The organism is Halorhabdus sp. CUG00001 (assembly GCF_009797925.1).
Classification (GTDB): domain Archaea; phylum Halobacteriota; class Halobacteria; order Halobacteriales; family Haloarculaceae; genus Halorhabdus.
The window spans coordinates 2141047-2164599 of record NZ_VOLB01000001.1 but is presented as its reverse complement, the minus strand read 5'-3'; the positions used below and the strand labels follow the sequence as shown (position 1 = coordinate 2164599).

General features: G+C 61.7%; 23 protein-coding genes. 13 read left to right on the top strand and 10 right to left on the bottom strand.

Annotated features, from left to right (window positions below):
• Positions 1–99 precede the first annotated feature (99 nt).
• The gene (locus FR699_RS10765) at positions 100–1128 is read right to left on the bottom strand and encodes an LLM class flavin-dependent oxidoreductase (RefSeq protein ID WP_158855412.1); all 1029 of its coding nucleotides are present in this window, start codon (positions 1126–1128) and stop codon (positions 100–102) included.
• Positions 1129–1334: 206 nt separating this feature from the next.
• On the opposite strand from FR699_RS10765, the gene FR699_RS10760 reads away from it, so the two are divergent.
• From FR699_RS10760 to FR699_RS10750, 3 genes are all read left to right on the top strand, one after another.
• Complete coding sequence (locus tag FR699_RS10760; RefSeq protein WP_158855411.1) at positions 1335–1604, top strand: hypothetical protein; 270 nt, start codon at positions 1335–1337, stop codon at positions 1602–1604.
• A gap of 90 nt (positions 1605–1694) precedes the next feature.
• Positions 1695–2699, top strand: a complete 1005-nt coding sequence (gene larE / locus FR699_RS10755) for an ATP-dependent sacrificial sulfur transferase LarE (RefSeq protein WP_158855410.1) — start codon at positions 1695–1697, stop codon at positions 2697–2699.
• A 114-nt stretch (positions 2700–2813) separates the two neighbouring features.
• Positions 2814–3962, top strand: coding sequence for a hypothetical protein (locus tag FR699_RS10750; protein WP_158855409.1), 1149 nt, complete (start codon positions 2814–2816; stop codon positions 3960–3962).
• A gap of 4 nt (positions 3963–3966) precedes the next feature.
• On the opposite strand, the gene FR699_RS10745 is transcribed toward FR699_RS10750, so the two are convergent.
• Complete coding sequence (locus FR699_RS10745; RefSeq protein ID WP_158855408.1) at positions 3967–4455, bottom strand: hypothetical protein; 489 nt, start codon at positions 4453–4455, stop codon at positions 3967–3969.
• A gap of 335 nt (positions 4456–4790) precedes the next feature.
• Between FR699_RS10745 and FR699_RS10740 the strand changes: the two genes are divergently transcribed.
• Positions 4791–5219, top strand: a complete 429-nt coding sequence (locus tag FR699_RS10740) for a hypothetical protein (RefSeq protein ID WP_154552771.1) — start codon at positions 4791–4793, stop codon at positions 5217–5219.
• Positions 5220–5768: 549 nt separating this feature from the next.
• Here FR699_RS10740 and FR699_RS10735 read toward each other — a convergent pair.
• Complete coding sequence (locus tag FR699_RS10735; protein ID WP_199268315.1) at positions 5769–7853, bottom strand: twin-arginine translocase subunit TatC; 2085 nt, start codon at positions 7851–7853, stop codon at positions 5769–5771.
• Positions 7854–7958: 105 nt separating this feature from the next.
• Between FR699_RS10735 and FR699_RS10730 the strand changes: the two genes are divergently transcribed.
• Positions 7959–10139, top strand: a complete 2181-nt coding sequence (locus tag FR699_RS10730; RefSeq protein WP_158855407.1) for a twin-arginine translocase subunit TatC — start codon at positions 7959–7961, stop codon at positions 10137–10139.
• Positions 10140–10201: 62 nt separating this feature from the next.
• On the opposite strand, the gene FR699_RS10725 is transcribed toward FR699_RS10730, so the two are convergent.
• Positions 10202–11413 carry an inorganic phosphate transporter gene (locus FR699_RS10725; protein ID WP_158855406.1) on the bottom strand — a complete coding sequence of 404 codons (1212 nt, stop codon included), beginning with the start codon at positions 11411–11413 and terminating at the stop codon, positions 10202–10204.
• A 265-nt stretch (positions 11414–11678) separates the two neighbouring features.
• Between FR699_RS10725 and FR699_RS10720 the strand changes: the two genes are divergently transcribed.
• Together FR699_RS10720 and FR699_RS10715 are read left to right on the top strand one after the other, a co-directional pair.
• The gene (locus FR699_RS10720; RefSeq protein WP_158855405.1) at positions 11679–11855 is read left to right on the top strand and encodes a ribbon-helix-helix domain-containing protein; all 177 of its coding nucleotides are present in this window, start codon (positions 11679–11681) and stop codon (positions 11853–11855) included.
• Positions 11845–12549 carry a queuosine precursor transporter gene (locus tag FR699_RS10715; protein ID WP_154552777.1) on the top strand — a complete coding sequence of 235 codons (705 nt, stop codon included), beginning with the start codon at positions 11845–11847 and terminating at the stop codon, positions 12547–12549. The genes FR699_RS10720 and FR699_RS10715 overlap by 11 nt, the downstream gene beginning before the upstream one ends.
• A gap of 42 nt (positions 12550–12591) precedes the next feature.
• Here FR699_RS10715 and FR699_RS10710 read toward each other — a convergent pair whose 3' ends face one another.
• Positions 12592–13362 (bottom strand): 23S rRNA (uridine(2552)-2'-O)-methyltransferase, encoded by a 771-nt coding sequence (locus FR699_RS10710; RefSeq protein WP_158855404.1) that lies wholly within the window; start codon positions 13360–13362, stop codon positions 12592–12594.
• 240 nt (positions 13363–13602) lie between these two features.
• Between FR699_RS10710 and FR699_RS10705 the strand changes: the two genes are divergently transcribed.
• From FR699_RS10705 to priL, 3 genes are all read left to right on the top strand, one after another.
• On the top strand, positions 13603–14346 hold the full coding sequence (locus FR699_RS10705; RefSeq protein WP_154552779.1) for a DNA polymerase sliding clamp: 744 nt from the start codon (positions 13603–13605) through the stop codon (positions 14344–14346).
• A gap of 130 nt (positions 14347–14476) precedes the next feature.
• Positions 14477–15082 carry a hypothetical protein gene (locus FR699_RS10700; protein WP_154552780.1) on the top strand — a complete coding sequence of 202 codons (606 nt, stop codon included), beginning with the start codon at positions 14477–14479 and terminating at the stop codon, positions 15080–15082.
• Positions 15083–15169: 87 nt separating this feature from the next.
• Complete coding sequence (gene priL, locus FR699_RS10695) at positions 15170–16252, top strand: DNA primase regulatory subunit PriL (protein ID WP_158855403.1); 1083 nt, start codon at positions 15170–15172, stop codon at positions 16250–16252.
• 228 nt (positions 16253–16480) lie between these two features.
• Here the strand turns inward: priL and FR699_RS10690 are convergent, their stop codons facing one another.
• On the bottom strand, positions 16481–16699 hold the full coding sequence (locus FR699_RS10690) for a hypothetical protein (protein ID WP_154552781.1): 219 nt from the start codon (positions 16697–16699) through the stop codon (positions 16481–16483).
• A 238-nt stretch (positions 16700–16937) separates the two neighbouring features.
• Here FR699_RS10690 and FR699_RS10685 point away from each other — a divergent pair, with 238 nt between their 5' ends.
• Positions 16938–17129 (top strand): hypothetical protein, encoded by a 192-nt coding sequence (locus tag FR699_RS10685; RefSeq protein WP_158855402.1) that lies wholly within the window; start codon positions 16938–16940, stop codon positions 17127–17129.
• Between the two features lie 19 nt (positions 17130–17148).
• Here FR699_RS10685 and hjc read toward each other — a convergent pair whose 3' ends face one another.
• The 4 genes from hjc to FR699_RS10665 all read right to left on the bottom strand — a co-directional run bounded on the left by hjc (position 17149) and on the right by FR699_RS10665 (position 20377).
• On the bottom strand, positions 17149–17589 hold the full coding sequence (gene hjc / locus FR699_RS10680; protein ID WP_199268314.1) for a Holliday junction resolvase Hjc: 441 nt from the start codon (positions 17587–17589) through the stop codon (positions 17149–17151).
• A 56-nt stretch (positions 17590–17645) separates the two neighbouring features.
• Positions 17646–18530, bottom strand: coding sequence for a universal stress protein (locus tag FR699_RS10675; RefSeq protein ID WP_158855401.1), 885 nt, complete (start codon positions 18528–18530; stop codon positions 17646–17648).
• 199 nt (positions 18531–18729) lie between these two features.
• Positions 18730–19140 carry a hypothetical protein gene (locus FR699_RS10670; protein ID WP_158855400.1) on the bottom strand — a complete coding sequence of 137 codons (411 nt, stop codon included), beginning with the start codon at positions 19138–19140 and terminating at the stop codon, positions 18730–18732.
• A gap of 46 nt (positions 19141–19186) precedes the next feature.
• On the bottom strand, positions 19187–20377 hold the full coding sequence (locus tag FR699_RS10665; protein WP_158855399.1) for a hypothetical protein: 1191 nt from the start codon (positions 20375–20377) through the stop codon (positions 19187–19189).
• Between the two features lie 493 nt (positions 20378–20870).
• On the opposite strand from FR699_RS10665, the gene FR699_RS10660 reads away from it, so the two are divergent.
• Entirely contained in the window at positions 20871–23240 is a 2370-nt protein-coding gene (locus FR699_RS10660) for a DEAD/DEAH box helicase (protein WP_158855737.1), read from the top strand.
• 112 nt (positions 23241–23352) lie between these two features.
• Complete coding sequence (locus FR699_RS10655; protein WP_154552784.1) at positions 23353–23523, top strand: hypothetical protein; 171 nt, start codon at positions 23353–23355, stop codon at positions 23521–23523.
• The last annotated feature ends 30 nt before the right edge of the window (positions 23524–23553 follow it).

The following is a 23553-nucleotide window of genomic DNA, read 5'->3' as shown; positions in this document are numbered from 1 at the left end:
CAGTTATTGGGCAACAATACCTTTAAGCGTGTCTTCGGCGGCGGCATTGCTATCTCGGCGAATCAGCCCCTGGCCGGCCCGGCAGGCGATCGGCTGGGATCACGTTGGCTCGATGCCGACACCTTCGGCCAACAGTTCGTGTGACCGGAGCGCATCGTCGTGGTCGGCGACGACCTGCTGGAGCATGACTTCCTCGACACCCACCCGGTCGGCGAGCTGGTCGAGCAATCCAGCGAGGGTGTCCGGACTGCCCGAGATGGCCCGCGGCCACTCGCCCGGATCGAGTGTCGCCGGCGTCGGCTCGGGAACGCCCCCGAGTTCGTCGATCGCCGTCTCCACGGAGGGCGTCGAGCCGACGACCCCGCGAGCCATGCGCTGGAACGATGCCTCGGCGACCGCGCGCTTGCGGGCTGCCGCCGCGTCGGTCTCGGCGGCGATGGCATTGACCGCGACCATTCCCGTAGGTTCGTCGAGTCCCGTACCGCTGTCCGAGGCCTCGAAGTGCTCGCGGTAGGCGTCGAACGCCTGTGTCGCGAACCCCGGGCGGATGAACGCCGCAAAACAGTACCGGAGGCCGAGTTCACCAGCGATCGCCGCACTCGACGGACTCGACCCGAGTACCCACGGGACGGGCGGGGCCGCGCCCGAGCGCGGGATTTCCAGGTCACTGTAGGGGTGGTCGTCGGGATACTCGTCGTAGAGATGGGCGATCACGGCCTCGATGTTCTCTTTGTGGTCCTCGTCGGGATCGTCGACACGGCGGTCGGTGCCCAAAGCGCGGTCGGCGGCCGGCGACCCGTTGGCTCGGCCGAGGCCGGCGTCGATCCGGCCCGGCGCGAGCCCGTCGAGTGTGCCGAAACTCTCGGCAACCTTGTAGGGACTGTAGTGGTTGAGCAGGACGGCCCCCGATCCGAGCCGGATCGAGTCGGTTGCGGCCGCGAGATGGCCGAGTAGCACTTCCGGGGTCGTGCCCGCGAGGGTGTCACCCATCGCGTGGTGTTCGGCGACCCAGAACCGGGAGAAGCCGAGTTGCTCGGCCTGCTGTGCGGCAGTGACGGTATTTGCGTAGGCGTCGGTTGCGGTCCCGCCGTCGGGGACCGCCGAGAGGTCGACAATCGAGAGATCCATGCCGATATTCGGGCGTCGCCAGGGGTAATCGTTCGGTAACCAGCAACGCTGAGTCGGTCGGTTCCTCGCTCGTTCATTCGGTCGCTCCGGCTGGGTGGGTACAATACCAAAATGTTTGTTTTGAAGGATGTGATCTCTTCACGCATGCCCCTGTCGCGGCGGTCTGCCCTCCAGAGTGTAGCGCTCACGCTGTCCGGACTCGCCGGGTGTATCGCTCGGCAATCGATACCCTCGAAACTGCGAGCGACCAACTGTCGTATCCGTTGCTTTCCCGTCCCATGCTCGCCGATATGGCAGCCGCAGTCGCGCTTGCGGACGAACGGATCGCCGATCGGATTGCAGACGATGATAGTTGGATCGCACAGGAAGACAGTGTGTTCGACCAAATCGATCGATACGTTGGCTGGTACAGCTACGCAACGGCCGTCTCGACAGTGCTTCCGACGGTGAGCGAGACCGTCGGGGCGAAACGCTGAGTCGCCCGGCGCGCGTCGAGGCCGGACGCTGGTCGGGACCGCTTGGATCGGACAACGGGCTTTTCGGCGTCGGAACCGTACCGCGGTCAAATGGAATCCAGCCAGCGGTCCGTCACGGAAAAACTCGCGGCGGCCCGTGCCGATCTGGCCGAGCGCGATGGGGTCTTGGTCGCGTTCTCCGGCGGGGTCGACTCCAGTGTCGTCGCCGCGATCGCCGCCGAGGCACTGGGCGAAGACGCCCTCGCCTGTACGGCCAGAAGTGAGACGTTACCCGAGGCCGAACTCGGTGAGGCCAAACGTGTCGCCGAGGAGGTCGGCATTCGGCACGACATCGTTGAGTTCTCGGAGCTCGACAGCGAGGCGTTCGCCGCAAACGACGGCGATCGGTGCTATCACTGCCGATCGATGCGTCTCTCGGCGATGTTCGACCACGCGGCGGACCTCGGCATCGAAACCGTCTGTGACGGCACCAACGCCTCTGATCCCGGCGAGGGCCATCGCCCCGGCTTGCAGGCTGTCGACGAACTGGATGCCTACTCGCCGCTGCTCGAACACGACATCACCAAGGCAGAAGTCAGGGAGATCGCCCGCCACTACGACCTTTCAGTCGCCGAGAAACCCTCGATGGCCTGTCTGTCCTCCCGTATTCCGACTGGTCTGGAAGTCACCGAGGAGAAACTGACGCGAATCGAGAAGGCCGAGCGCGTCCTCCGGACGTGGGGCTTCGAGCAATTTCGGGTGCGTGATCACGACGGCATCGCCCGGATCGAAGTCGGCGAAGACGAACTCGAAGCCGCGCTCGATCCCGAATTCGTCGCCGCGGCCCGCGAGCATATCGGTGATCTGGGTTTCGAGCACGTCACGCTGGATCTTGAGGGGTATCGGACGGGCAGTGTGAGTCCGAGCGAGGGCGACCGAAGGGAGCCCTCGGAAACTACGAGCGGGGAACGAAGTGACCCGCGAGTGAGCGGGAGCGAGACCGAACGGAGTGAGGTCTCGAAGAATGCGAGCGGCGAAGCCGCGAGCAGCGAGGGTGAGAATTCTGTGGAAGGGGACGTGTTTTCGGCGGAATATCCCACTGCGGGCGATCAGTAACCGCTTGGTGGCGGTTCCGAGATACCGTCCGTCACGTCCGATATCGAGGGCCGTGCCAGAGCGTGCTCCGGTTCGACCAGCAGAATCAAGTACCAGTCCCGGGACAGTCCTGGTATGAAAACGCGCCGTCACTTCCTCGTCGCGCTCGGCGCTTCGATCACAGGGGCCGTCGCTGGCTGTTCGAGCAGCGGCGATGCAGGGCCAGCAAACACCACGAATGGAACACCGGTCCACACCTATACTGAGTATCAGCCAAATGAAACAGAAGTCACGGTCGAAACACCAAACGGCACAACCACAGTCACAAACGAAACCACGCCAACAGAAACAACAACCACACCTAAAGACACCACTACAACACCCGGAAACACAACGACACCGGAAGACACAGTCACTCCGCATGACTACGAACCATCACAGATCACTGCGGGAGACATCCACGCCCAGAGACTGGAAGAATCCAAACCGTCAAACATCGACCCAGTCCTTCGAGACATCAACCTTGAAGAAATCAAAGCAAAAGACACCCGGAGAGAACAACTCACAGAACTCGGCATCCAAGCCTCAATAGAAGCATACGACAGAGACGCCGCCGCAGACGCAATCAACTACATCGCACAAACAGAACTCGACTGGACCAACGAAAACAACTTCCGCGGCAACCACACCCGATTCTACAACGGCGGCCCCGGCGACTGGACACAACTCCTCTACAAAACACAAAACGGACAAAAACGATTCGACGCATTCAGCCCCCAAGCAGGCATCACCGACAAACAAAACATGATCCAAAACCTGCCCGGAAGTAAATTCTTCAGCGATGATGGAGACATTGCTAGCTCCAGTTTTGACAAAAGCTTCTGGCAGACAGGTCATCAAGATTGGGGTCAAGAAGATTGGGAGCAAACTCATGAAGACTTGCATCAGGTACTTTACGGCGATGCATTTGACCAGATCTCATATGAAGATGGCATCGCCCCTGAAGATTTCGAGATAGGATTCACAGAAGCAGGTTACGAGTTACTTGAGAGCGAGTTCGAGAACTTTGATGGATGGAAATTCCTCGACCACATCAACGAAGAATATGAGAAAGCCAGACAGGGAGTCCAAGAATATGAACACGCTCTTGAAGATGATGAATTCGTGAGGATAGATGCCAATACAAATGAAGTTGATAGCGTAGAGGATGCAGAGTTCCTGTACGACATCGGCGAGTTGGAGGAGTGGGATACTGGAGCCGGAATGGCTCCTTCACCCTCTTAATCTTCTAACATTCATTATCAGGATCTTCACAATAGGCCCGGGGGTTTCTATTAACCGGATTTCCACCCCTACTTGATGCTGTTGTTTCGGCGGGGAATTGTCCGAATAGGGTGTCTCCGTCGCTGTAGACGTCTTGGTTGTTGATGTTGGAGGCGTATTGGTCGAGTTCGTTTTCTTCTGTTTTGAGTAATGTGCCTGAATTGAGGTTGATTAGTCCACCGTAGTCTGTTGGTGAGTCAGCGGGGATTCCTTCTATAATTCTTCCGTCTTGTGGTACAGGGTCTACGTCAAAGGTGTAGCCTGTGATTTCATTGTCGCCGCGCCAGGAGTTGTGGATTGGCAAAAGGTCGATACCGGTGTTTTGGACGAATCCGTAGAGACACTGGAACTGTTTCTTTTCGTCCTGAGTCAACGAGTCTCGTTCCGGTATCTCGGTGACAACCCGGGTAGGTTCGCCGTCACCGAGTTCGACGGTCGCTGTCGTGTTCGACACCACTCCTGCGTCTTGACTGTCGGGTATGTCGCTGCCTTGGAAGCATTGTGCTCTGACTTGGACGTTGTTTTCTACGTCTGGGTGTTGTGATGCGTCGGCTGGAACGCCACGGGCTTGCCTCCATTTCCGCATCTCCGAGTCGTTGATCTGGAATCCAACCGCTTGCCCGGACAGTGTTCTCGTGCTTCTCCCTTGATTGGGTGTGGTACGGTGGATCGTCGCCCTACTGTGATTGCTGGATGTGGCTCGGCAGTAATCGATCGACTGGACTCAGTATTCCCCGAGAGAACCAACAGTTAATAACGCTCGATAACAAGAACTAACATAGAATATCAATGCCGATGCAGATCGCCGATCTCAAAGCGCAGGCCGAAGCGGGACTCTCGATCACCCCGGGGACCCAGAAGGCGGCCGCACTTGCCGTGCTCGTGAGCAACCCCGAGATGGCCTTCACACCGATGGAGATCGCCACTCGCGCGGATATCCCGGCCGACAACGCCCCAACCGTGTGTAAACGTCTCGCCGAAATGGGCGCGGCGGACAGCGAGAACGGCCACTACTACCTGCCACAGGACGACGCGACTGCCGCCGCCGCGCGTCGCGCCCTCGGGAGCGCCCACCAGCAAGACATGGCCCAGAAGACTGCTGCCGCTGACGAAGTGGACCTCGACGATGGATCGGCCGACAGTAACTCGGACTCGCTCTCTAATGCTGCTGTTGATGACGAAATATCGGAGATAGACGACGAACTACCCGACGCCTAACGATGGCGTTTCGCTTGCGGACCCAGCAAGTGCTCGCGTTTTTATTCTAGAGCGGACCTCTGTATTGTATGTTTGCGCTGCAACAGCGCGATGTGGTTAATCTCTCCTATGACCCATACAGGGCGTCTGGAACCCGGTCAGCAGTCGTTATCGACGGTATGAAAACACCAAACCACCCCAACATCGGACGCATCTACTCACTTGTCACAATCACGAAAGACTCGAGTGGCCAGTATGCACAACACGATTGGACCGTCCCATTGCCGAAAGACCGGACGCAGAGGGTAAACCATCCCTCAAGAACGACTCAGTGATCACGCCTTGGGGAACGTTCAACGTTGCACCAGCGGACATCGACGGGCAGTATACCCGACTCAGCGACAACGGGATGAAACGAATTCTGCTTGCCTTTAAGCGAATGCTCCTTGACGACGTGAACACGGAGTAGCTCTCGACAGTCTTTCTATACATGGCCTCCATTGTCGCACTCTGTGTTCACTGCTTGTAACGGACAGCTCAAACACCCTCATCCAATCGTTGATCAATAACTTATTGCTCGAGCGGGAGTCGCTCGCCTTTCTCGGGCCGCAGGTATCGCCACAGCACTAGCAGTGCTTCGAAGGCGACGATCAGCCCGACGGTCAGCCCGGTGGCCTCGATCGGGGCAAGCGCCACCTCGGCGGCCCGATCCAGCAGGAACGGATTCGGGCTCGTGAGATAGCCCACCACCAGCGAGAGCAGCCACACCGGCGACCGAAGCCGGAAGAGCGACACTCGGCCGGTGAACAGTTTCCGACGCCACTTGCCGATCGGCAGGTACCGTCGGAGCAGGACCATCGCAATTTCGTAGCCGGCGATGATCGCCCCACCGACGACCAGCGGCGTCACGCCCAGCAGGTCGTTGCTCTCGATGAACCCACGGACCAGGGCCGGGAGCACATCGTAGTACCCCTCCGGTAACGGGGCGCTACTGGCGAGATAGCCCGTCAGCCCGGCCACAACCCAGGCGTAAGGTCGGCGCGCAGCCACCGCGTCCGGAGCGGGCAACAGTCCCTCACTGCCCGTCCAAGACAGGAGGAGGAGCGTCCCCTCGAACAGCACGATCATGGTCGCGGCGACGATGAACGGCGCCATCCCGGTTGGGTCCGGGTTGAAGATGAACGCGACCCCGGCGAAGGCCGCCCAGAACAGCAGGCGCCGGTCGGCCAACCACTGCCGGGAGGTGACACCCATCATGATCGCCAGCATGATAAAGAGTGGAATCTGGAAGATCGCGGCGAAAAAGCCCATCATCAGGACCATCAGGTCGAACGTCTGGGTCAGCCCGAAGGCGATGTCCGCGGCCCCCTCGGAGTAGTACAGGAAGTACGTGAAAATCGCCGGGAGGACGAGCAGATACGCGAAGGCGACACCGACCGCCGCCAGGACGAGACTCGTCGGAACGGCCGCGAGATAGTAGCGCCGTTCACGCGGGAACAGACCGGGGCGCATGAACAGGTACGTCTGGTAGACGAAAGCAGGCAGCGCGATGACGAAGCCAGCCAGTGTCGAGACTTTGAGTCGGGCAAAAATCGTCGCCAGCGGTGTATAGACCCGCGGACAAGCCGGCTTGATCGTCGCAGCATCGGCCATCGCCACGCCCGGCCCGGCACCAACGTCTCCCATCACGCCCGTGACGATAGTCGCCGGCTGCCGAGGAACGGCACTCGTCGTCGGACACAATTCGAACGATCCCGGCAGGAACGCGTACCAGATCGTGTTGATGATCTGTTCACCAAACGGAAACACGACGGCGCTGACGCCGGCCATCAACACGATCACGAAGCCCAACCGCTTGACCATCTCTTCGACGTGTACCGCCAGGGGCATCTCCTCGTCGTCGGGAGCGTGATCGGGCGCGACATCGCCTGCGGGTTCGCCGCCTCGATAGGCGTCGCCTTCTGGGGTGTCGCCCGCTGCTGGGTGGCCATCGTCGTCGACACGCTCGGCGTGGTCCTGTCGAGGAGACGGTGGCTGTCCCGCCGCTCGGTCGCCACGTTGCTCTTGGGGCCCGTCGGGGACTCCTTCGGACTCGTCGGCGCTATCGTCGCCATCGCCACCCTCGGTCGGGACCCCAGCGTCGCCGTGGGCTGCCGGATCGGGATCTTCGTCGTCTTCGGGCTCCCATTCGACGGTGCTGAACTCGTCTTCGCTGGTGATCTTTCCATCGACAGGATCCGGCTCCATCGTCTCCATGTCGGTGACGCTGTCCTCGTCGATGAGTTCTCTGGCCAGTTCTTCGCTGGGCTCGATACCGTCGTCATCGGACGCGTCACCGTTCCCATCGCCGGACTCGTGGCCGCTCTCGGTAGCGGGTCCGTCATCGTCTTCGGTGCTTGGGTCCGCCTCGGCTCGGTCGTCACCCTCTTGGCCACCCACACCGGCCGCTTTGTCGCCCGCAGCAGCCGTCGAAGGATCGGGGCTGTCGTCGTCCGCGTCGGCCGTCGCGGCCTCCTCGCAGCGATCGTCCCCGTTGGTCTCGGTAGAAGCCGCCGAGTGATCGCTCTGGTCGTCTGGGCCGTTCGATCGCTCGGGGGCGGGTTCGTCCGCGGTGGCGTCATCGTCGTCGCCATCGGGGACGTCGCCGTCGGTCATCGTTTCGCCGGGTTAGCCCCCGGCTATTGTAAGCCTTCTTTTCGCTTCCGGGAGAGCCGATGAACAAATTGATAACACAGAGTTCGTTACCACAACCGAACGGCTATGTCCGGCGCGCTCGACGACGACACCCGTCGCACCCTCGCCAGCGGCCGGGAGACGGTCGGTGCAGTGATGCGATCGGCCCAAAAGGACTTACAGAAGATCTTCATCGCGTTCGTCCTCGGTCTCGTGGGCTCGATCTGGTTCCTACGCACCTACGCTTGGGAACGGTTGAAGGTCGATCTCTTCGCCCAGATGCCCCCGGAGATTCGCGAGGCGACACGCGTCGTCGCCGTCACGCCCTTCGACGTGATCCTCCTGCAGGTGAAAATCGGCCTCATCGTCGGTGGACTGCTCGCGGTCCCGCTGTTGCTTTACTTCTCCCGTGACGCGCTTCGCCGTCGGGGCTGGTGGCCACAGGCACCGGTCGCCCGCTGGAAGCTCGTCTTGCTGGCGACGGCGTTGGTCGTCCTGTTCGTCGGCGGGATCTTCTATGCCTACACCGTCTTCTTCCCGATCATGTTCTCGTTCCTGGCGACGAACGCGATCAACGCCGGGTTTACCCCGACCTATCACATCGTCAAGTGGGCTCAGTTCGTCGCCTTGCTTGCACTCTCCTTTGGTCTCGCGGCCGAACTCCCGCTGATGATGAGTACGCTCGCCTACAGCGAGATCGTTCCCTACGAGACGTTCCGCGACAAGTGGAAATACGCCGTCCTGGGCCTGTACGCCGGCGGTGCCGTGTTCACGCCGCCGGATCCGTTGACCCAGCTCATGTGGGCAACGCCGCTGGTCGGCCTCTATGCCGTCAGTCTCCGGATCACACGGCTTGTCGTCGTGGCCAAACGCTCCAGTGATCGCATCGACGTGATGGCCGCGTTACGCGAGCGCTGGAACGTCCTCGCCGGCAGTGCCGTGGTTGCCTTCGGTGCCGTCTGGGCGTTTTTCGCCCGCGGCGGAATCGCGGCCATCAACCGTGGCTTAGACGCCGTGCCATACGACATCGGAGGCGTGCCAACACTCGGTGAGGCGCTGGGCGTCTCGAACGCTCTCGCGTCGGCGCTGGTCGCGAGTATCGTCGCGTTGCTGGTCGTCGGTTGGGTCGCCTACCGGACCGTCTCGGCACGGCTGGACGAACAAGCCGGCCTCGCGGCCCAGACACTCGGTGATCCCAGCGCGATCGACCTGGACAACCTCGACGCGGCCGGCGTCGAGGCAGCACCCCCGGAAGCGTTCGAATCGCTCGCCGAAGAAGAGGCACTCGCTCACGCCCAGCGCGCGATGGACGACGACGACCCCGAGAAGGCTGAACTCATCATCGAGCGCTTCGACGAGGCGGTCGAACGGGCCGACCAGGACGGCACGGAAAGCCAAGACAGCGAGGCAGCCAAGGAGGGCGGTGTCGTCTCCGAGACGACGACCAACGTCGTCGATGCCTTCACCGAGGAGGAGACTACCGAGGAAGACATCGGCGGGTACTACTACGACCTCGCCTTCATCTTCGACTCGCTCACGTCCAAGGCCTTCCGGGTAGTCGCGGTGTTCGGTACCGTTCTGGCGGCGGCGTTCATGTATCTGTACACCGGTGGGATCGACGACATCCGTGGAGACTTCGTCTCGCGACTCCCGGCGGAGATGGCCGCAGACGTCGATATCGTCAACCTCCACCCCGTCGAGCACCTCATCTTCGAGATCAAGTTCTCGACGCTGCTGGCGCTGGTCGTCGTCCTCCCGCTGATCCTCTATTACATCTGGCCAGCGCTGAAAGAGCGAGGCTATGCGACCGGCGACCGCCGTGTGTTGCTCGTCTGGGGCGGTTCGATCGTCGCCGGCCTCACGCTCGGGAGCTATATCGGCTACACGTTTTTGGCCCCGTCTGTCATCTCCTGGCTGGCTGCCGACGCCCTGGAGGCACACATGGTCGTCGCCTACCGGATCAACAGCTTCGGCTGGCTGGTCGTGTTCACGACGGTCGGGATCGGGCTGCTCGCCGAAATCCCGATGTCGATGGTGCTGTTCGATCGGGGCGGCATCGTCTCCTATCAGACGATGCGCGAGTACTGGCGTGGGGTCGTGATCGCCATCTTCGTGGTCGCAGCACTGCTGACCCCGAGTGGCATGTTCTCGATGCTCCTGCTTGCCCTGCCAGTAGCGCTGGCGTACCTGTTCGGGCTGGGACTCCTGTGGGCGATCACGCTCGGCGGTCGGCGGGGCGGCGGTCGGCAACCAGAAGTCGCCGGGTAACGTCCCACGGTAAGAAACGACGGCCGTCGCTGCCGTGAGCTGAATCGTGCAACAGCGTTCGGTCACAGCGCAAACGCGATCTCGAAGGTGACCGCAGAGGCGACCGTGGCGAGCACCGGCACCACGTTCTGCATGAAGAGGACGCGACCGGTCGTGGCGGGATCGAAGAGGTCAGCCGCGTTCGGGACCCTCTCGGGTTCACCCGCTTCGATCGGTTCCGGTTCCGGTTGCTCGGGGGCCTCGATATCCGGGTCGCCGACGGTCGCCTCGTCGTCGTCTGCCGCCAGGGCACCGACCGACATTCGGGGCGACTCCTGACCAGCAACCGCCTCCTCGAAGGCAACGGCGCGGGTTGCACGCCCCCATCCCAGACCGACGATGCAGGTCGTGGCGATCACGACGAAACTCGCGGGAATCGTGGCCGCCGACAGCCCGATGACGATCGAGGATGCCACGATTGCGACGACGATCGCCGCGGTCAGTGGCAGGTCCGTGATGTCGTTGCCGAGTGTCTCCATCGTCCGGCGGGCAATAGTAAAGGTCCCGACAGCGACGGCGACCGACCCGACGACGATAGCGACGTTCATATCCAATTCGCCCGAGCCCACGAGCGGCGCGATGGCGTTGGCGATGTTACTCGTCCCGGAACTGAAGGCCATCAGACAGCCGATCGCGACCAGGACGACCGTCCCGACCAGTTCCCGTCGGCTCGTCTCCGGTCCGGGGACGGGACGCGGGACGAACCCCTCCCGGTCGAGTACCACGAGCGGGCCAGCCGACTGGTCGATCGCGATCAACCGTCGGAGTCGGGGGTAGAAGTACCGGCCGATCACCGCCGAAACCCAGAACCCGAGGATCGGCGAGGCCAGCCACCAGGAGACGATGCCGCCGACGACTCCCCAATCGAGGTTCCCGGTCGCGATGCCGAGGCCGGCGATCGCCCCGACAGCCGTCATCGACGTCGAAGCGGGAACGCCTGAGACGTTGCCGAGCAAGAGCGCCCCGCCGATGAAAAACAGGACGACGATGCTGACCGGCAGCGAGAAGACACCGGGATCGGTCAAGAGGTCCCGGCCCAAAGTGTCGACGACGCGGCGGCCGATCGTGAACGCCCCCAGGAAGAAAAACACCGACATGAGCCCCGCCGCAGCGACCTTCCCGATCGCGCCTGCACCCACGGCCGGCCCGAAGGCCGGCCCCGTCGTGGCACCGCCGACGTTGTACGCGACGAAACACGCGATCAGAACACCGACGACCAGTAGCGTCTCGACCATTCGATCACCCCGAGTGTGTCGTCGGTGGCTACTGCCGTGCCCACTATCAATCGCACGGTTAGGGCAGAGCCGACGGGACTGCCCGAAAGGGATCACGATGGGACAGTCGACTCGGGGATGTCTCGGTCTGTGCCTCGCTGGTCTCAGACCACGCAGGAAGGCGGCTATCTTGGCACAGCTTTCGGGTGAGAAAAACGTAACGCGAGTGAAAGCACCGGCCGCTGCGGATCGCGATGCTCAAGTATTCCCGAACGAATCGCTGAATATGCCCAAGATAAGCGTCGAGGTGCCCGCGGAGTTACTCACCGACCTCGACGATCACGTCGGCGAAGACAGAAAGTTCGTCAACCGTAGCGAGGCGATCCGGGCGTCGGTCCGGAAGACGCTGGATCTCTTAGACGAAATCGACCAGCGACACGGGAGGGCAGAGGATGAACACTAACCAGGAGAGTGTCTCGATCCCGCTGCCACAACTCGGCCTGATTGCGGTGTTCGTCACCGCGTTAGTGACCTCCCAGGTCACCGCGAGCAAAGTCATCGGGATCGAATTGCCGGTCTCGTTGCCCTTCGTCGAGTCGATGATACTCGTTCCCGCCGCAGCCTTCGCCTACGCAGTGACGTTCTTTGCTTCCGATTGTTACGCCGAGCTGTACGGCCGAGAAGACGCGACGCGGCTGGTCAACGTCGCCTTCGCGATGAACTTCGTCCTGCTTGGGCTGGTCTGGCTGGCCATCGAAGCACCCATCTTCGCGAACTCGCCGGTCGGCCAGTCGGCGTTTTCGGACGTGCTGGGCTCCAGTACGGGTATCGTGGTCGGGAGTATGCTCGCCTATCTCGTCAGCCAAAATCTGGATGTCGTCACCTTCCATTGGCTTCGCGACCGCACGGATGGCCGCCTGTTGTGGGTGCGCAACCTCGGCTCGACGCTGACTAGCCAGGCGATCGACACGGTGATCTTCATCACCGTCGCGTTCATCGTCTTTCAAGGGATGCCCCTTGGCGACGCCCTGGGATTGATCGTCGGCCAGTACCTGATCAAACTCGGCGTCGCACTGTTCGACACGCCATTCGTCTACGCCGTCGTCGGGTTCGTCCGGCGTCGCGGCCGCTCGCCGTCGCCCGCAGTCGGAGACTAATCGGTCGATACGTTCCCAGGCGAGTGATCGCCTGACACCCGCTTACTCTACTGGCTGTGCGAACGCGTAGCGCGGTTTCACGTCGTCGACCCGGACCGTCACCGTCTCGCCCTCGCTTGCCCCCGAGACGAACAGCGTGAAGTCCTCGACCTTGGCGATACCGTCTCCCTCCTCACCTTCGTCGACGATCTCGACCTCGACAGAGTCACCCTCGCGAACGGGTGCAGTCAGGCGACTCTTGCCGACCAGATAGAGTTCCGAGGAGGAATCACGCGAGGCGTCCGGGCGCACCTCACGGACGTACTCGAACTCCGCCTCGATGTCGGCTTTCAGGTCGTCAAGATCGCGGCCGTCGAAGACCTTCACCGCGAGATCACCGCCGGCAGCGAGGAGTTCGAGGCCCACCTCCAGGGCCTGTCGGGCCAGGTGTACCGACCGGGCGTGGTCGAGGTCGTACTCGCCGGTGACGTTCGGCGCCATGTCCGAGAGGACGAGGTTGGCTTCCCCGACCGAATCGGTGATCGCCTCGATGGTCGCCTCGTCGGTGATATCGCCACGAATCGTCTCGACGAGGGCCGCAGGCTCCTCGAGTGAATCGATACGCTGGCGGTCGACGCCGACGACGCGGCCGCCCTCGCCGACGCGTTCGGCAGCCACCTGCAGCCAGCCGCCGGGCGCAGCCCCGAGGTCGACGACCGTACGGTCCTCACCGAGCAAATCGGCGGTCTCGTCGAGTTGCTGGAGTTTGTAGGCCGAGCGGGCGCGATAGCCCTCTTGTTTGGCGCGGTTGTAATACTCGTCTTTGCCGCTCATGGATTTCTCACCGTGAGGTCGCCGTCGGTCGCTGGCGAATGCGCGTTCATAGACGGCTAGACGCCACCGAGGGGGAAATACACGTCGGATAGATGCTGGTGGCCACGAAGCAGGCCCAGCCTGCCAGGACGACGGGATTCCGGGAGACGCTCAGGGGACTGGAAACGACAGCGAAACCACCGCCGTTCGCCGCCGGAACATGAAGTCTTTTTAAATGATGCGATCGTATTCGATTTCAAGATGTTCAACGCCATCGTGAGCGCGGATACGTTGCGGACGGCGCTGGATTCGGTCAGCGTGCTGGTCGAGGAATGCAAGCTCCGGCTGGAGGAAGATGGGCTAGAAATCAGGGCCGTCGACCCGGCCAACGTAGGGATGGTCGATCTCTCGCTGTCGGCGGCAGCCTTCGAGTCCTACGAGACCGACGGCGGCGTCATCGGCGTGAACCTCTCGCGACTCGAAGACATCGCCGGGATGGCCGAGGCAGGCCAATTGGTGCACCTCGAACTCGACGAGGAGACCCGCAAACTCGAAATCGCCATCGACGGGTTGGAGTACACCCTGGCGCTGATCGACCCCGACTCGATCCGCCAGGAACCCGATCTCCCCGATCTGGATCTGTCTGCCGATATCGTCCTCGAAGGCCGGGACGTCAACCGGGCCGTCAAGGCATCTGATATGGTGTCAGATCACATCGCCCTGGGGGTCGACGAGGCCGAAGACATGTTCTACGTCGACGCGGAGGGCGACACCGACGACGTCCACTTCGAACTCGGTCGCGAGGAGCTGATCGATCTCACCGCCGGTCCCGCGCGGTCGCTGTTCTCGCTGGACTATCTGAAGGACATGAACAAGGCGATCCCGAGCGACGCCGAGGTGCGCATGGAACTTGGCGAGGAATTCCCCGTCAAGATGCACTTCGACATCGCCGAGGGACAGGGGTCGGTCACGTACATGCTCGCCCCACGCGTCCAGAGCGACTGATCGAGTGGCTGTCTGTCCGTTCGACAGGACCGCTCGGCCGGCCCGCGCTCACACGACCCGTGGATTGGTCCCCAGGCGTCGGACGCGCGTCTGACGCATCGTTTTGTGTGCGAAGTCCGAACACCCGCGTATGCCGAGTCTCGGCGACGCCTACGGCGATTCCCGGTGGGGCGATCGCGACCCCAGACAGGTCTGGGCGGGGATTGCCGTCTTCGCTGCCGGGGCAATCGCGATCGTGGCTGCGATCGGGCTCGTAACGACACCGCTTTCGGCCGTGTTCGGTCTCGGTGAAATGGAAACCTATCGCGTCGCCGGGATCGTCGCCGGCCTGGGCGTGCCCGCTGCATTCCTGGGTGTCGTCGCCGTCCTGCCGACCTCGCGTCGCCAGCGCATCGGGGTCGTCGTCGGGGCAGCCATCGCCGTGGGCGGCGTCGCATTGTTTGCCTACGCCTATCCCAGTCGCTGGACGGCAAGCCCACAGAGTCTGGCGTTCCCGACGGCCGTCGTCTACTTTCTCGGGGGCTGTTTGGCGCTGTGGTTCGTCTTTGCGGCGATGGCCGGCGCGCACGTCCGGAACAACCCCCACGGGACGGTTCGCCTGCGCGTCACTCGCCAGGGGAAGACCAGAACCGTCGAGGTGAGCCGCGAGGACTACCAGCGGTACGCTCGTGCGATCAGCGACGGCGGCGAGGAGTCGCAGGTAATCCGGGAGATCGAGTCGAAATACGACGACTGAGGCCCCCTCTCCTCGCCGGTTCGACCGATCGCGTCGTCGGGAGCGCTCCCGAGGGTTTATTCGCCCGCAGTGGCAACCCTGCCGTCGATGGAGCCACGCCACGCGCGGTATCCGTTTCTGGGCTCGGCCAGGGAGGCCGTCGAAGCGGCCGACGTCGATCTCGTGACTGTTGCCCGCGAAGGCGGACCGGCCGTCGATCGCGGTCGCGAGCGAATCCTCTCGGGGCTGTTCGAGGGGACAGTCGGTCAGACCCATCGCCGACCCCGCGTGGAACTGCTCTCCTATCCGGTGGCCCGAGTCCTCGTCTCGCTGGTCGACCAGCCGGCCCTGACCCACCGGTATGCCCGTGCCGAGGCCGCAACAGCCCACGAGCGCTTTCAGGAGGACTTGACGGCAACGTCGTTCCGTTCGACGGACGGACAGCAGCTAACCCTCGGAACGTTGCTTGCCGAGTTCGATCTGCGCGGGGCTGTCGAGCCGGTCGGGACCACCGGTCTGGACGATGCCGATCGGTTTTCGGTGGCCGTCGGGACCTACCTGGAACTGGCGGCCGGGGAGTACGGCGACGACTGGCGGCTCGTCAACCGGTCGCTTGCCGACGGTCGGGTGCCGATCGACCGCGAGGAATTGCTCGAATTGCTTCGGGCGGCCGTCGAAGAACGAGTACTAGAGGGGTTGCCCCTGAACGTCCCCGAGCCGATCGCCGAGGGGCTCACCGAGGACGTCGAGACCATCAGCGAGCGACTCGACGAACTCGATTTGACCCGGGAGATCGATACCGTCGTGCCCGAACTGTTTCCCCCCTGTATGACCGCCTTGCTCGATCAGATACAAAAGGGCGAACACCTCGCCCATCACTCGCGGTTCGCGATCACCTCGTTTCTGACTTCGATCGGAATGACGACCGACGATATCGTCGACCTCTACGAGATGAATCCTGGCTTCGGCGAGGAGATGACGCGCTACCAGACCGACCACATCCGGGGCGAAACGTCACCGACCGAATACTCCCCGCCCGCCTGTGCGACCATGCAGTCTTACGGTGACTGCGTGAACATGGACGATCTCTGTGAGGAGATCTCCCATCCGCTGTCCTACTACGAGGCCAAGTTAGAGGATACCGACGAAGATGAAGTGGTCGATTGGCGGGAGCGCGAGGCCGCCGAGTGAGTTGAAGGAACGAGGCGGCCTCGGAATAAGCGAGCGGGAGCGACTGGAAAGCGCGACACACGAACCGCGCGGTCGAACAAAGTGAGAGCGCGGAGGTTGCGAGCGGTGAAACCGCGAGCTGCGAGGCCGACCAGCAGGCGGCCTCGGAATAAGCGAGCGAGCAGCGAAGTGACCCGCGAGCCACGATAGCGACGAGTGATCGGCCACCGACAGAACGGTTTGACGGAGTTAGTTCGCGTCGCTATCGTCGAAGCGGCTGGAAATCCACAAGCCAGCGCCCGAAAGGACGAAGACGAACCCGAGCAGTGCGGCGACCAACGCGTACCCACCGTTTTCGGTCATCCCAGCGTTCGTCGAGAGGGACGTACTCAGGACCGCCAGCACACCGATGAACGCCAACACGACGCCGATAGAGACTCCGATCTGTAATTGCGTTTTTCGGTCCATTCTGTGCTGAGCGTTCCGCGGGACGCCCGAAAAGCGCTTCGAAGCACTGTTGACAGCCACCGCTCGCCGTACGATGACGGCCCCTGGATCCCCTCGTTTCGTGTGGACGTATACCAGAAACGAGCCGTGTCCGACCGTAGATGACCGATAGCCACCACCCACGGGAGCCACACGCGTTCCACTCGCAGCTGACCTGCGGCCGCTGGACGACCACGCGGCACGGGCCATGCTCGAACTGATGGCCGATCGCACACGCCGTGCGGGCCAGTACGGCGTCGACAGTGCCAGCGGGACAGATACCGTCGTCGCCGAGGACGCGCGTTCCCACGCTCGCGAGGAGCTCGTCACCGGAGCGGGACCGTCCGAGACCAACGCTCACACGACGACGAGCGAACTAGCAATGAGTGGCGATATCGACGAGAGGTACTGAATCGTCCTCGGGAGAGCGGTCAGGCCTCGTCGCCGTCGAATTCCGTCAGGTTCGTCCGTTCGCTCTCGCCGGTCAGCTCTGTGAAGTCGGTCCCATCCGCGAGTGCGGTCTCCTTTTTGACCCGATAGCTTCCGGCGTCGGTGGTGTAGAGATCGGCCGGGTGGAAGAAATACCAGTCTTCGCGGTCGAAACGGACACCGATGCGTGGTTTCGCGCCGAAGTTCTGCGCGAAGTAGACGAGATTTTCGACCTCCTCGCCGTCGAGATAGATGGGGTCGCCAGCACTGGATTTGGCCTCGATGGCGTAGAAGTCCTCCCCGTCACCGGCGAGTACGTCGGGCAGCTCCCGTTCGGTGGCCGACCCACTGGCGGGCGCTCGCATCACCGCAAAGCCCGCCTCGTCGAGTTCGTTGACGAGTTCGCGCTCGCGGCGGTCACCTTTCGCATTCGAGTTTGCCATTGTCGGCACCTGGCCGGCCGCGGTCTTGAACGCGTCGGCTGCCATCCCGCGGTCGACTACTGCCCGTCGTCACCCTGGTCTGCGTGCCGGACGGTCACGACTGGTACTGGTGCCGTGCGGACTGTTTTCTCGGCGACGCTACCCAGCAAGATTCGGTCGACACCCCGGCGGCCGGTCGTTCCCATCACGACGGCATCACAGTCCTGGGCCTCGATCGCCGCCAGGATTTCCTCGTCGGCCGAACCATTCTGGACGTGGGTCGCTACGTCGACGCCCTGCTCGTCGGCCATGCCGGCGATCTCGTCGACTGCCTCGCGTGCGCCCTGGTCGAACGTACCCATTGTCACGTCTGAACGGACGTCCGGCCCGAGTGCGGCCGTCTCGACCACCGAGAGCGCATGGACGGTCGCGTCTGTGGTCGTCGCAAGGTCGATGCCGTGGCTGGCGGCCTGTCTGGCGCCCGCACTGCCGTCGGTCGGAAGCAAAATGTCCTCGTAGGGGACCGTGAATTCGTCGTCTTCCTGCATTCGAGCCGTGAGGACGGGCACGTCCGAGAGTCGGACCACTTTCTCAGTGACGCTGCCAAGCAGGTACCGGGCGAGTCCCTGGCGAGCGTGGGTCGGCATCACGATCAGGTCGTAGTCGTATTCGGCGGCGTACGCGACAATCGTCTCGGCCGGACTCCCCTGGACGACGTCGGTCGAATACGCGACGTTCAGCGTCTCCAGCGTCTCGCCCGCGTCGGCGACGATCCGTTCCCCCTGCCGGACGAGGCCGTCGACGACACCCTCCTCGGTGAGGGTTACGCTGTGTTGTTCGGTATCGGCGACGTGTAACAGTCGGATCTCGCTGTCGAGATAGTGGGCCATTTCGCCGGCGTGATGCAGCACTTCCGCCGGTCCGGTAGTGTCGTCGACCGGGAGGAGGATTTGGTCGTACATGTTCAATGTAGACGTTGTGACGGCGAAGTGAAAACAGTTCGCCGCCCGCGACAGAAACGCCTATGCACGCATCGGTCCCCATCTTGGAGAATCTGTGGCAGGTAGTAATCGGCCAGACTCATACTGCCGGCCGTGAGTTCGTGAAGATATTCGGCCCACCGGCAGGCCGAATTCGTTCGAAATGTAACAGCTGGCAGTATCACCCTTCGTAACGAGATGTCGCGTTGAGTATATCGATCACACCGTACGTCTCGTTCCAGGCCCGTATCTGATGATGTTTTGGAGAGGCGAATCGGCTGGGTGGAGCATGAATATCGAAGTGAACAAAATCAGACGTTATGTTAATCCGATAGAATAGTTCCCAGCTATCATTGTTTTGTCTATAGACCCGAATTTCATCGGTCCGGTCAACTGCAGTAGAAGCATTTACTTCATAGCTGAGCTCGCTGTGGGTATGACCATAATAGGACATATTGGTAAATACTTCGCCTGTTGTGGGTTCTTCGAATGTTACGTTGAACTTGTCTGGTGGCCCGTCATTGCTGACTATACCTAAGCAACCGCTAGTAACGAGTATGAAGCCGAGCAACAACGACAAGGTCATAACCATTAACTTCGATCTCATTTGACAGTCCTAACTGTTTTCGTGAATCTGGTTATGTTTCTCTTTTGAATTCTCGGATGAGGCCCATAGCATACATAGTCGCCTGACCGAGTAAATGCTGTGTCTCCTCCTTGATCCCACATGCATCGATTAGTTCCTGTGGCTGATCCTCATCACATTCCGTAATCTTCGTAGTAAACGAATGAGCGTAGTCGGTTGATTTGTTAGCAATGTTCTTCGCGTGCTTGACAAAACCGCTATCTGGATCCCACCACGCAGAGTCAGGTACCACATAGCAGTTATCGATACTTTCTAAATGATCAAGATAATCCTCTTTGATGCTCGCATTTACAGCATTTTCATACCGTGATTGAGCGTTGGAAAGCCCAGTCCCTCTTGCCCAGGCTCCTGTGTGAAAGGGAACTGCCAGATCTTCGATGATATGTAATGCAAATCCTAGATGCTTGTAACTAGCTTTCCCAATTGCAGTCGTCATGTATTGATCCGTGTAGTTTGGTCCGTCACCAGCCGGAATAGGGGCCGGGGAAATATAATCTGCTGCATCATATTGTGGATTGAACGCGTGTGCGTATGCTTTCGCACCATCTTCGGGGAACACATCAATCGGGAACCAATCTGGAACGACCAAATTATATTCTATTTCACTATGCTGATCTGGTTCATCAGGCCAGGTTGACCAACTGCATAAATCGTTCTTCGATGGAGGTTGGAAACTATTCCAATTGTCAACTGCTGCACCAGTTATTTGAAAATGAGATGGATTTCGGAACCACATCGGCCTGATCACAGTACCACTATCGGGTTCGCTATCACTCACGCCAGAATTAATGATTTCAGAAAGGGCAGGTAGTGCTGTCACTTCTGATTTTTGTGTACTGGCTGTCCGGATACCCTTTGAGCTTTGAAGGTTCGATTCAACGCGTTCGAGTGTTTGGGTAGCCGACGACTTGTCACTCTTGAGTGTGTAAAGCGTCGTCTTGCCTTCTTTCTCGGGCCCGTGATCCTTCTCGCGCTTCTGCTTGCGTTGTTTTCGTTCCTGTTTGCGCTTTTTGTTCCGCTTGCGCTTCCGTTTCTCCTGTTGCTTCTGGATCACGTGCCAGGGCTTGGTCTGGGATTTGATCTCGATATCCGCCCAGATGTCTTTCAGCGACTCGCGGGCCGCGCGCTTTTGTTCCCGATCGACTGTCGCTTCGTCAACGTAACCTGTGAGTGCGTCGGCCATCGAATCACGCTCGTTGCCCAAAAGCACGAGCCAGTTGAATTCGCGAAGGTCCGGGCCAATGTAGAGGTCAGGTGCGGGCGCGGGATCCGGATCGGTGACTGGCTGCGGACCCGAGGCCTCGGCACCCCGAGCGAGCGATGACAGTGAACTCACTCCGGAGAGCCCGGCAATCGAAGCGGCAGTCGTTTTGAGGACCGTGCGTCGACTCGTTCCGCGGGACCAATTCGGTTCAGCCATACTGAACAACCAAATTGGAAGTTTTACGGAAGGTTATTAAATTTTTATATTTGGCTAGCCAAAACCTTTGGTGCTAATTGATACACTATTCGTGACGCTCGTTAATTCCTCTCCAACCAGAGAGAATCCTCTGTGTACGCTGTTTCCGAGCTATATTGAGTAGCGTGACGCTTTCGCCGCCCGCGACAGAAACGCCTATGGCCGCCCCAGCCCTGTCGTTGATGTACGCGTGGCAGAGCCAGTCGAGACCAGCGAGATACCCGTCGCCGACGTGTTGCCCGCTTTCGCCGACGCGTTCCCCTTCGAGGCCTTCAACGCGATGCAGGCCGAAACGCTCCCGGCCCTGCTGGAGACCGAGGAGAACGTCGTCGTCAGCGCGCCCACCGCAAGCGGCAAGACCGCCGTCGCCGAGGTCGCCATCTCGAAGGTCCTCGATCGGGGCGGGACGGCCCTCTTTTTGGCCCCTCTCAGAGCGCTCACCAACGAGAAAGAGAGCGAGTGGGAGCGCTTCGAGGAGCTGGGCTATTCCGTCTACGTCGTCACGGGCGAGCGCGATCTGAACTCCCGCCGGGCCGAGCGGGCCGACGTACTCGTCATGACCCCCGAGAAGGCCGACTCGGCGACCCGCAAGCACGACTCTCGCCGGTACGGGTTCGTCACCGACGTCGACTGTGTGGTCATCGACGAAGTGCATCTGCTCGACGCCGCTCGGCGCGGGAGCGTCCTCGAAGTCACCATTTCGCGGCTCCGACGGCTCTGTGACCCCCGGATCGTCGCCCTCTCGGCGACGATGACCAACATCGAAGACGTCGCCGAGTGGCTCGATGCCCCGCCCGATGCCACCTTCGCCTTCGGCGAGAAGTACCGTCCCGTCCCGCTCAACGCCGACGTCAAGACCTACAGCCACGGCGAGAACGCCTTCGCCGATAAGTACCGCCGACTGTATCGAGCACTGGATCTGGCTGAACCCCATCTGCGGGAGGACGGCCAGGCGCTCGTGTTCGTCTCCTCCCGCCAGGACACCGTCCAGGCCGCAAAGAAGACCCGTGACGAACTCGCCGAGCGAGACATTCCCGTCGGCGCTCGCGGCGATTACGACTTCCACAACGAGGCGTCGGATTTGAACAACAACACGCTGCGGCAGTCGGTGCTGGACGGGGTCGGCTTCCACCATGCCGGCCTCTCCCGGGAAGACAAGAACCGCGTCGAGGCCTGGTTCCGGGAGGGGAAACTGGCGATCCTCTTTTCGACCTCGACGCTCGCCTGGGGTGTCAATCTCCCCGCCCGCTGTGTCGTCATTCGGGATACGAAACTCCACGATCCCCTGGAAGGGGAGGTGGACATGAGTCCGCTGGACGTCCTCCAGATGCTGGGGCGGGCGGGCCGGCCAGGCTACGACGACCAGGGCTATGCGTGGGTCATCGCCGATCGGAGTGACGCCGACAAGTACCGGCGCTTGCTGCGTGACGGCAAAGAGATCGAGTCCCGGCTGGCCGAGAGCCTGGATGCCCACCTCAACGCCGAGATTGCGATGGGGACGTTGCGGGATCTGGATGACGTCCTGGACTGGCTTGAGACCACCTTCTACTACGTCCGGGCACAGGCCGCCCCGGACCGCTACGAGGCGGCCGGATCGCTCCGGGAGCAAGCCTCCAGTGCCCTCCGCGGGCTGGTCGATCGCGGGTTCGTCGAGATGGACGAGGACCTCCGTGTCTCGGCGACACCGCTGGGTCGGCTCGCCTCCCGGTTCTACCTCCGGCTGGATACCGCCCGGCACTTCGCCGATCTGGCCGAGGCGGCCAGCGACGTCGACCTCACCGAGCGAGACGTGCTGACGGCGGTCGCTGGGGCCGGCGAGTTCGACAGCGTCAACGCTCGGACGGACGAACGCGATGCCGTCCGTGCGGTCCTGGGTGAGGCCAACGAGCCTGCCACCATCCTCGACGTGGATCTCGATGCCGGCCAGCGGAAGGTCCTGGCGATCCTGGAGGCGAGCATGCGCGGGACGACGCCCGCGGAACTGCAGAGTGACGCCTGGGTCATCCGCCAGAACGCGATGCGCTTGCTCGCGGCCCTGCGGGCCTTTCTCGACGAATTCGACGGGTCACGTGGAGCCAATCTCGCCCGTCGAGTCGAGGCCCGCGTCGAGCACGGGATCAGCGCCAGCGCTGTCGGACTGACAGCCGTCGACGGCGTCGGCTCGGGACGCGCGAGCAAACTCGCCACAGAAGGCCTGGAAACGCCCGCTGACGTCGTTTCGGCAGGGGTCGACGGTCTCGTCGAAGCGGGGCTGAGCGAAGGGGTGGCAGAACGCGTTCGCGATAGCGCGGCCGAGTTGCCGGCCATCGACGTCGAGTGGGGCGAGTTCCCCGAGACGATCGCCCACGGCGACAACGAGATGTGTGAAGTGACCGTCCACAACAGTGCCGGCGGTACACGGGCCGGCGTCCGCGTCACCGTCAACGATGTCGAGATGTCGAGTACCGACAGCTACCTCGGCGAAGAGACGCTTCCGGTGGGTGTCTTCGGTGGCGACGCCGAGGAGTTGGAGTTCGCGATCGAAGTGACGTTCCCGGAGTTGCCCCTCCAGCCCGTGGTGGCGACCAGATCGGTCGCCGTCGTGTGATATCGTCACCGCTCGAAGAGCCCTGCTATCGGTACGAAGAGGCGTGGTTTGTCGCCGTCATCCCAAACAGCGGGCTTTTTGATAGTCGTATGTCATAGCTCCGAGACACACCATGGAGGCAGAGACAGCACGTTCCGAGGGGGACGGAGTGCCGCCACGGGACGTCATCGGACTAGTCTTGTTCGTGGGGTTGTACGCAGGCCACGGACTCAGTTTGGTGACCTTCGAGACGACAGTCATTGGGCTGCTGTCGGTACTCTTGCTCTACCAGATCTTCTCGTAGGAGTCGGGTAGCTATCGTCGCTGGCGAGGC

Bases quoted from the DNA above. Each gene is read 5' to 3' on its own strand.
- FR699_RS10725 (WP_158855406.1), bottom strand. From the start codon at position 11,413: ATGGTCGAGACGCTACTGGTCGTCGGTGTTCTGATCGCGTGTTTCGTC.
- FR699_RS10730 (WP_158855407.1), top strand. From the start codon at position 7,959: ATGTCCGGCGCGCTCGACGACGACACCCGTCGCACCCTCGCCAGCGGC.
- FR699_RS10750 (WP_158855409.1), top strand. From the start codon at position 2,814: ATGAAAACGCGCCGTCACTTCCTCGTCGCGCTCGGCGCTTCGATCACA.
- priL (WP_158855403.1), top strand. From the start codon at position 15,170: ATGGAGCCACGCCACGCGCGGTATCCGTTTCTGGGCTCGGCCAGGGAG.
- FR699_RS10710 (WP_158855404.1), bottom strand. From the start codon at position 13,362: ATGAGCGGCAAAGACGAGTATTACAACCGCGCCAAACAAGAGGGCTAT.
- FR699_RS10665 (WP_158855399.1), bottom strand. From the start codon at position 20,377: ATGGCCGACGCACTCACAGGTTACGTTGACGAAGCGACAGTCGATCGG.
- FR699_RS10685 (WP_158855402.1), top strand. From the start codon at position 16,938: ATGGCCGATCGCACACGCCGTGCGGGCCAGTACGGCGTCGACAGTGCC.
- hjc (WP_199268314.1), bottom strand. From the start codon at position 17,589: ATGGCAAACTCGAATGCGAAAGGTGACCGCCGCGAGCGCGAACTCGTC.
- FR699_RS10675 (WP_158855401.1), bottom strand. From the start codon at position 18,530: ATGTACGACCAAATCCTCCTCCCGGTCGACGACACTACCGGACCGGCG.
- FR699_RS10655 (WP_154552784.1), top strand. From the start codon at position 23,353: ATGGAGGCAGAGACAGCACGTTCCGAGGGGGACGGAGTGCCGCCACGG.
- FR699_RS10740 (WP_154552771.1), top strand. From the start codon at position 4,791: ATGCCGATGCAGATCGCCGATCTCAAAGCGCAGGCCGAAGCGGGACTC.
- larE (WP_158855410.1), top strand. From the start codon at position 1,695: ATGGAATCCAGCCAGCGGTCCGTCACGGAAAAACTCGCGGCGGCCCGT.
- FR699_RS10705 (WP_154552779.1), top strand. From the start codon at position 13,603: ATGTTCAACGCCATCGTGAGCGCGGATACGTTGCGGACGGCGCTGGAT.
- FR699_RS10700 (WP_154552780.1), top strand. From the start codon at position 14,477: ATGCCGAGTCTCGGCGACGCCTACGGCGATTCCCGGTGGGGCGATCGC.
- FR699_RS10715 (WP_154552777.1), top strand. From the start codon at position 11,845: ATGAACACTAACCAGGAGAGTGTCTCGATCCCGCTGCCACAACTCGGC.
- FR699_RS10735 (WP_199268315.1), bottom strand. From the start codon at position 7,853: ATGACCGACGGCGACGTCCCCGATGGCGACGACGATGACGCCACCGCG.
- FR699_RS10690 (WP_154552781.1), bottom strand. From the start codon at position 16,699: ATGGACCGAAAAACGCAATTACAGATCGGAGTCTCTATCGGCGTCGTG.
- FR699_RS10720 (WP_158855405.1), top strand. From the start codon at position 11,679: ATGCCCAAGATAAGCGTCGAGGTGCCCGCGGAGTTACTCACCGACCTC.
- FR699_RS10765 (WP_158855412.1), bottom strand. From the start codon at position 1,128: ATGGATCTCTCGATTGTCGACCTCTCGGCGGTCCCCGACGGCGGGACC.
- FR699_RS10670 (WP_158855400.1), bottom strand. From the start codon at position 19,140: ATGGTTATGACCTTGTCGTTGTTGCTCGGCTTCATACTCGTTACTAGC.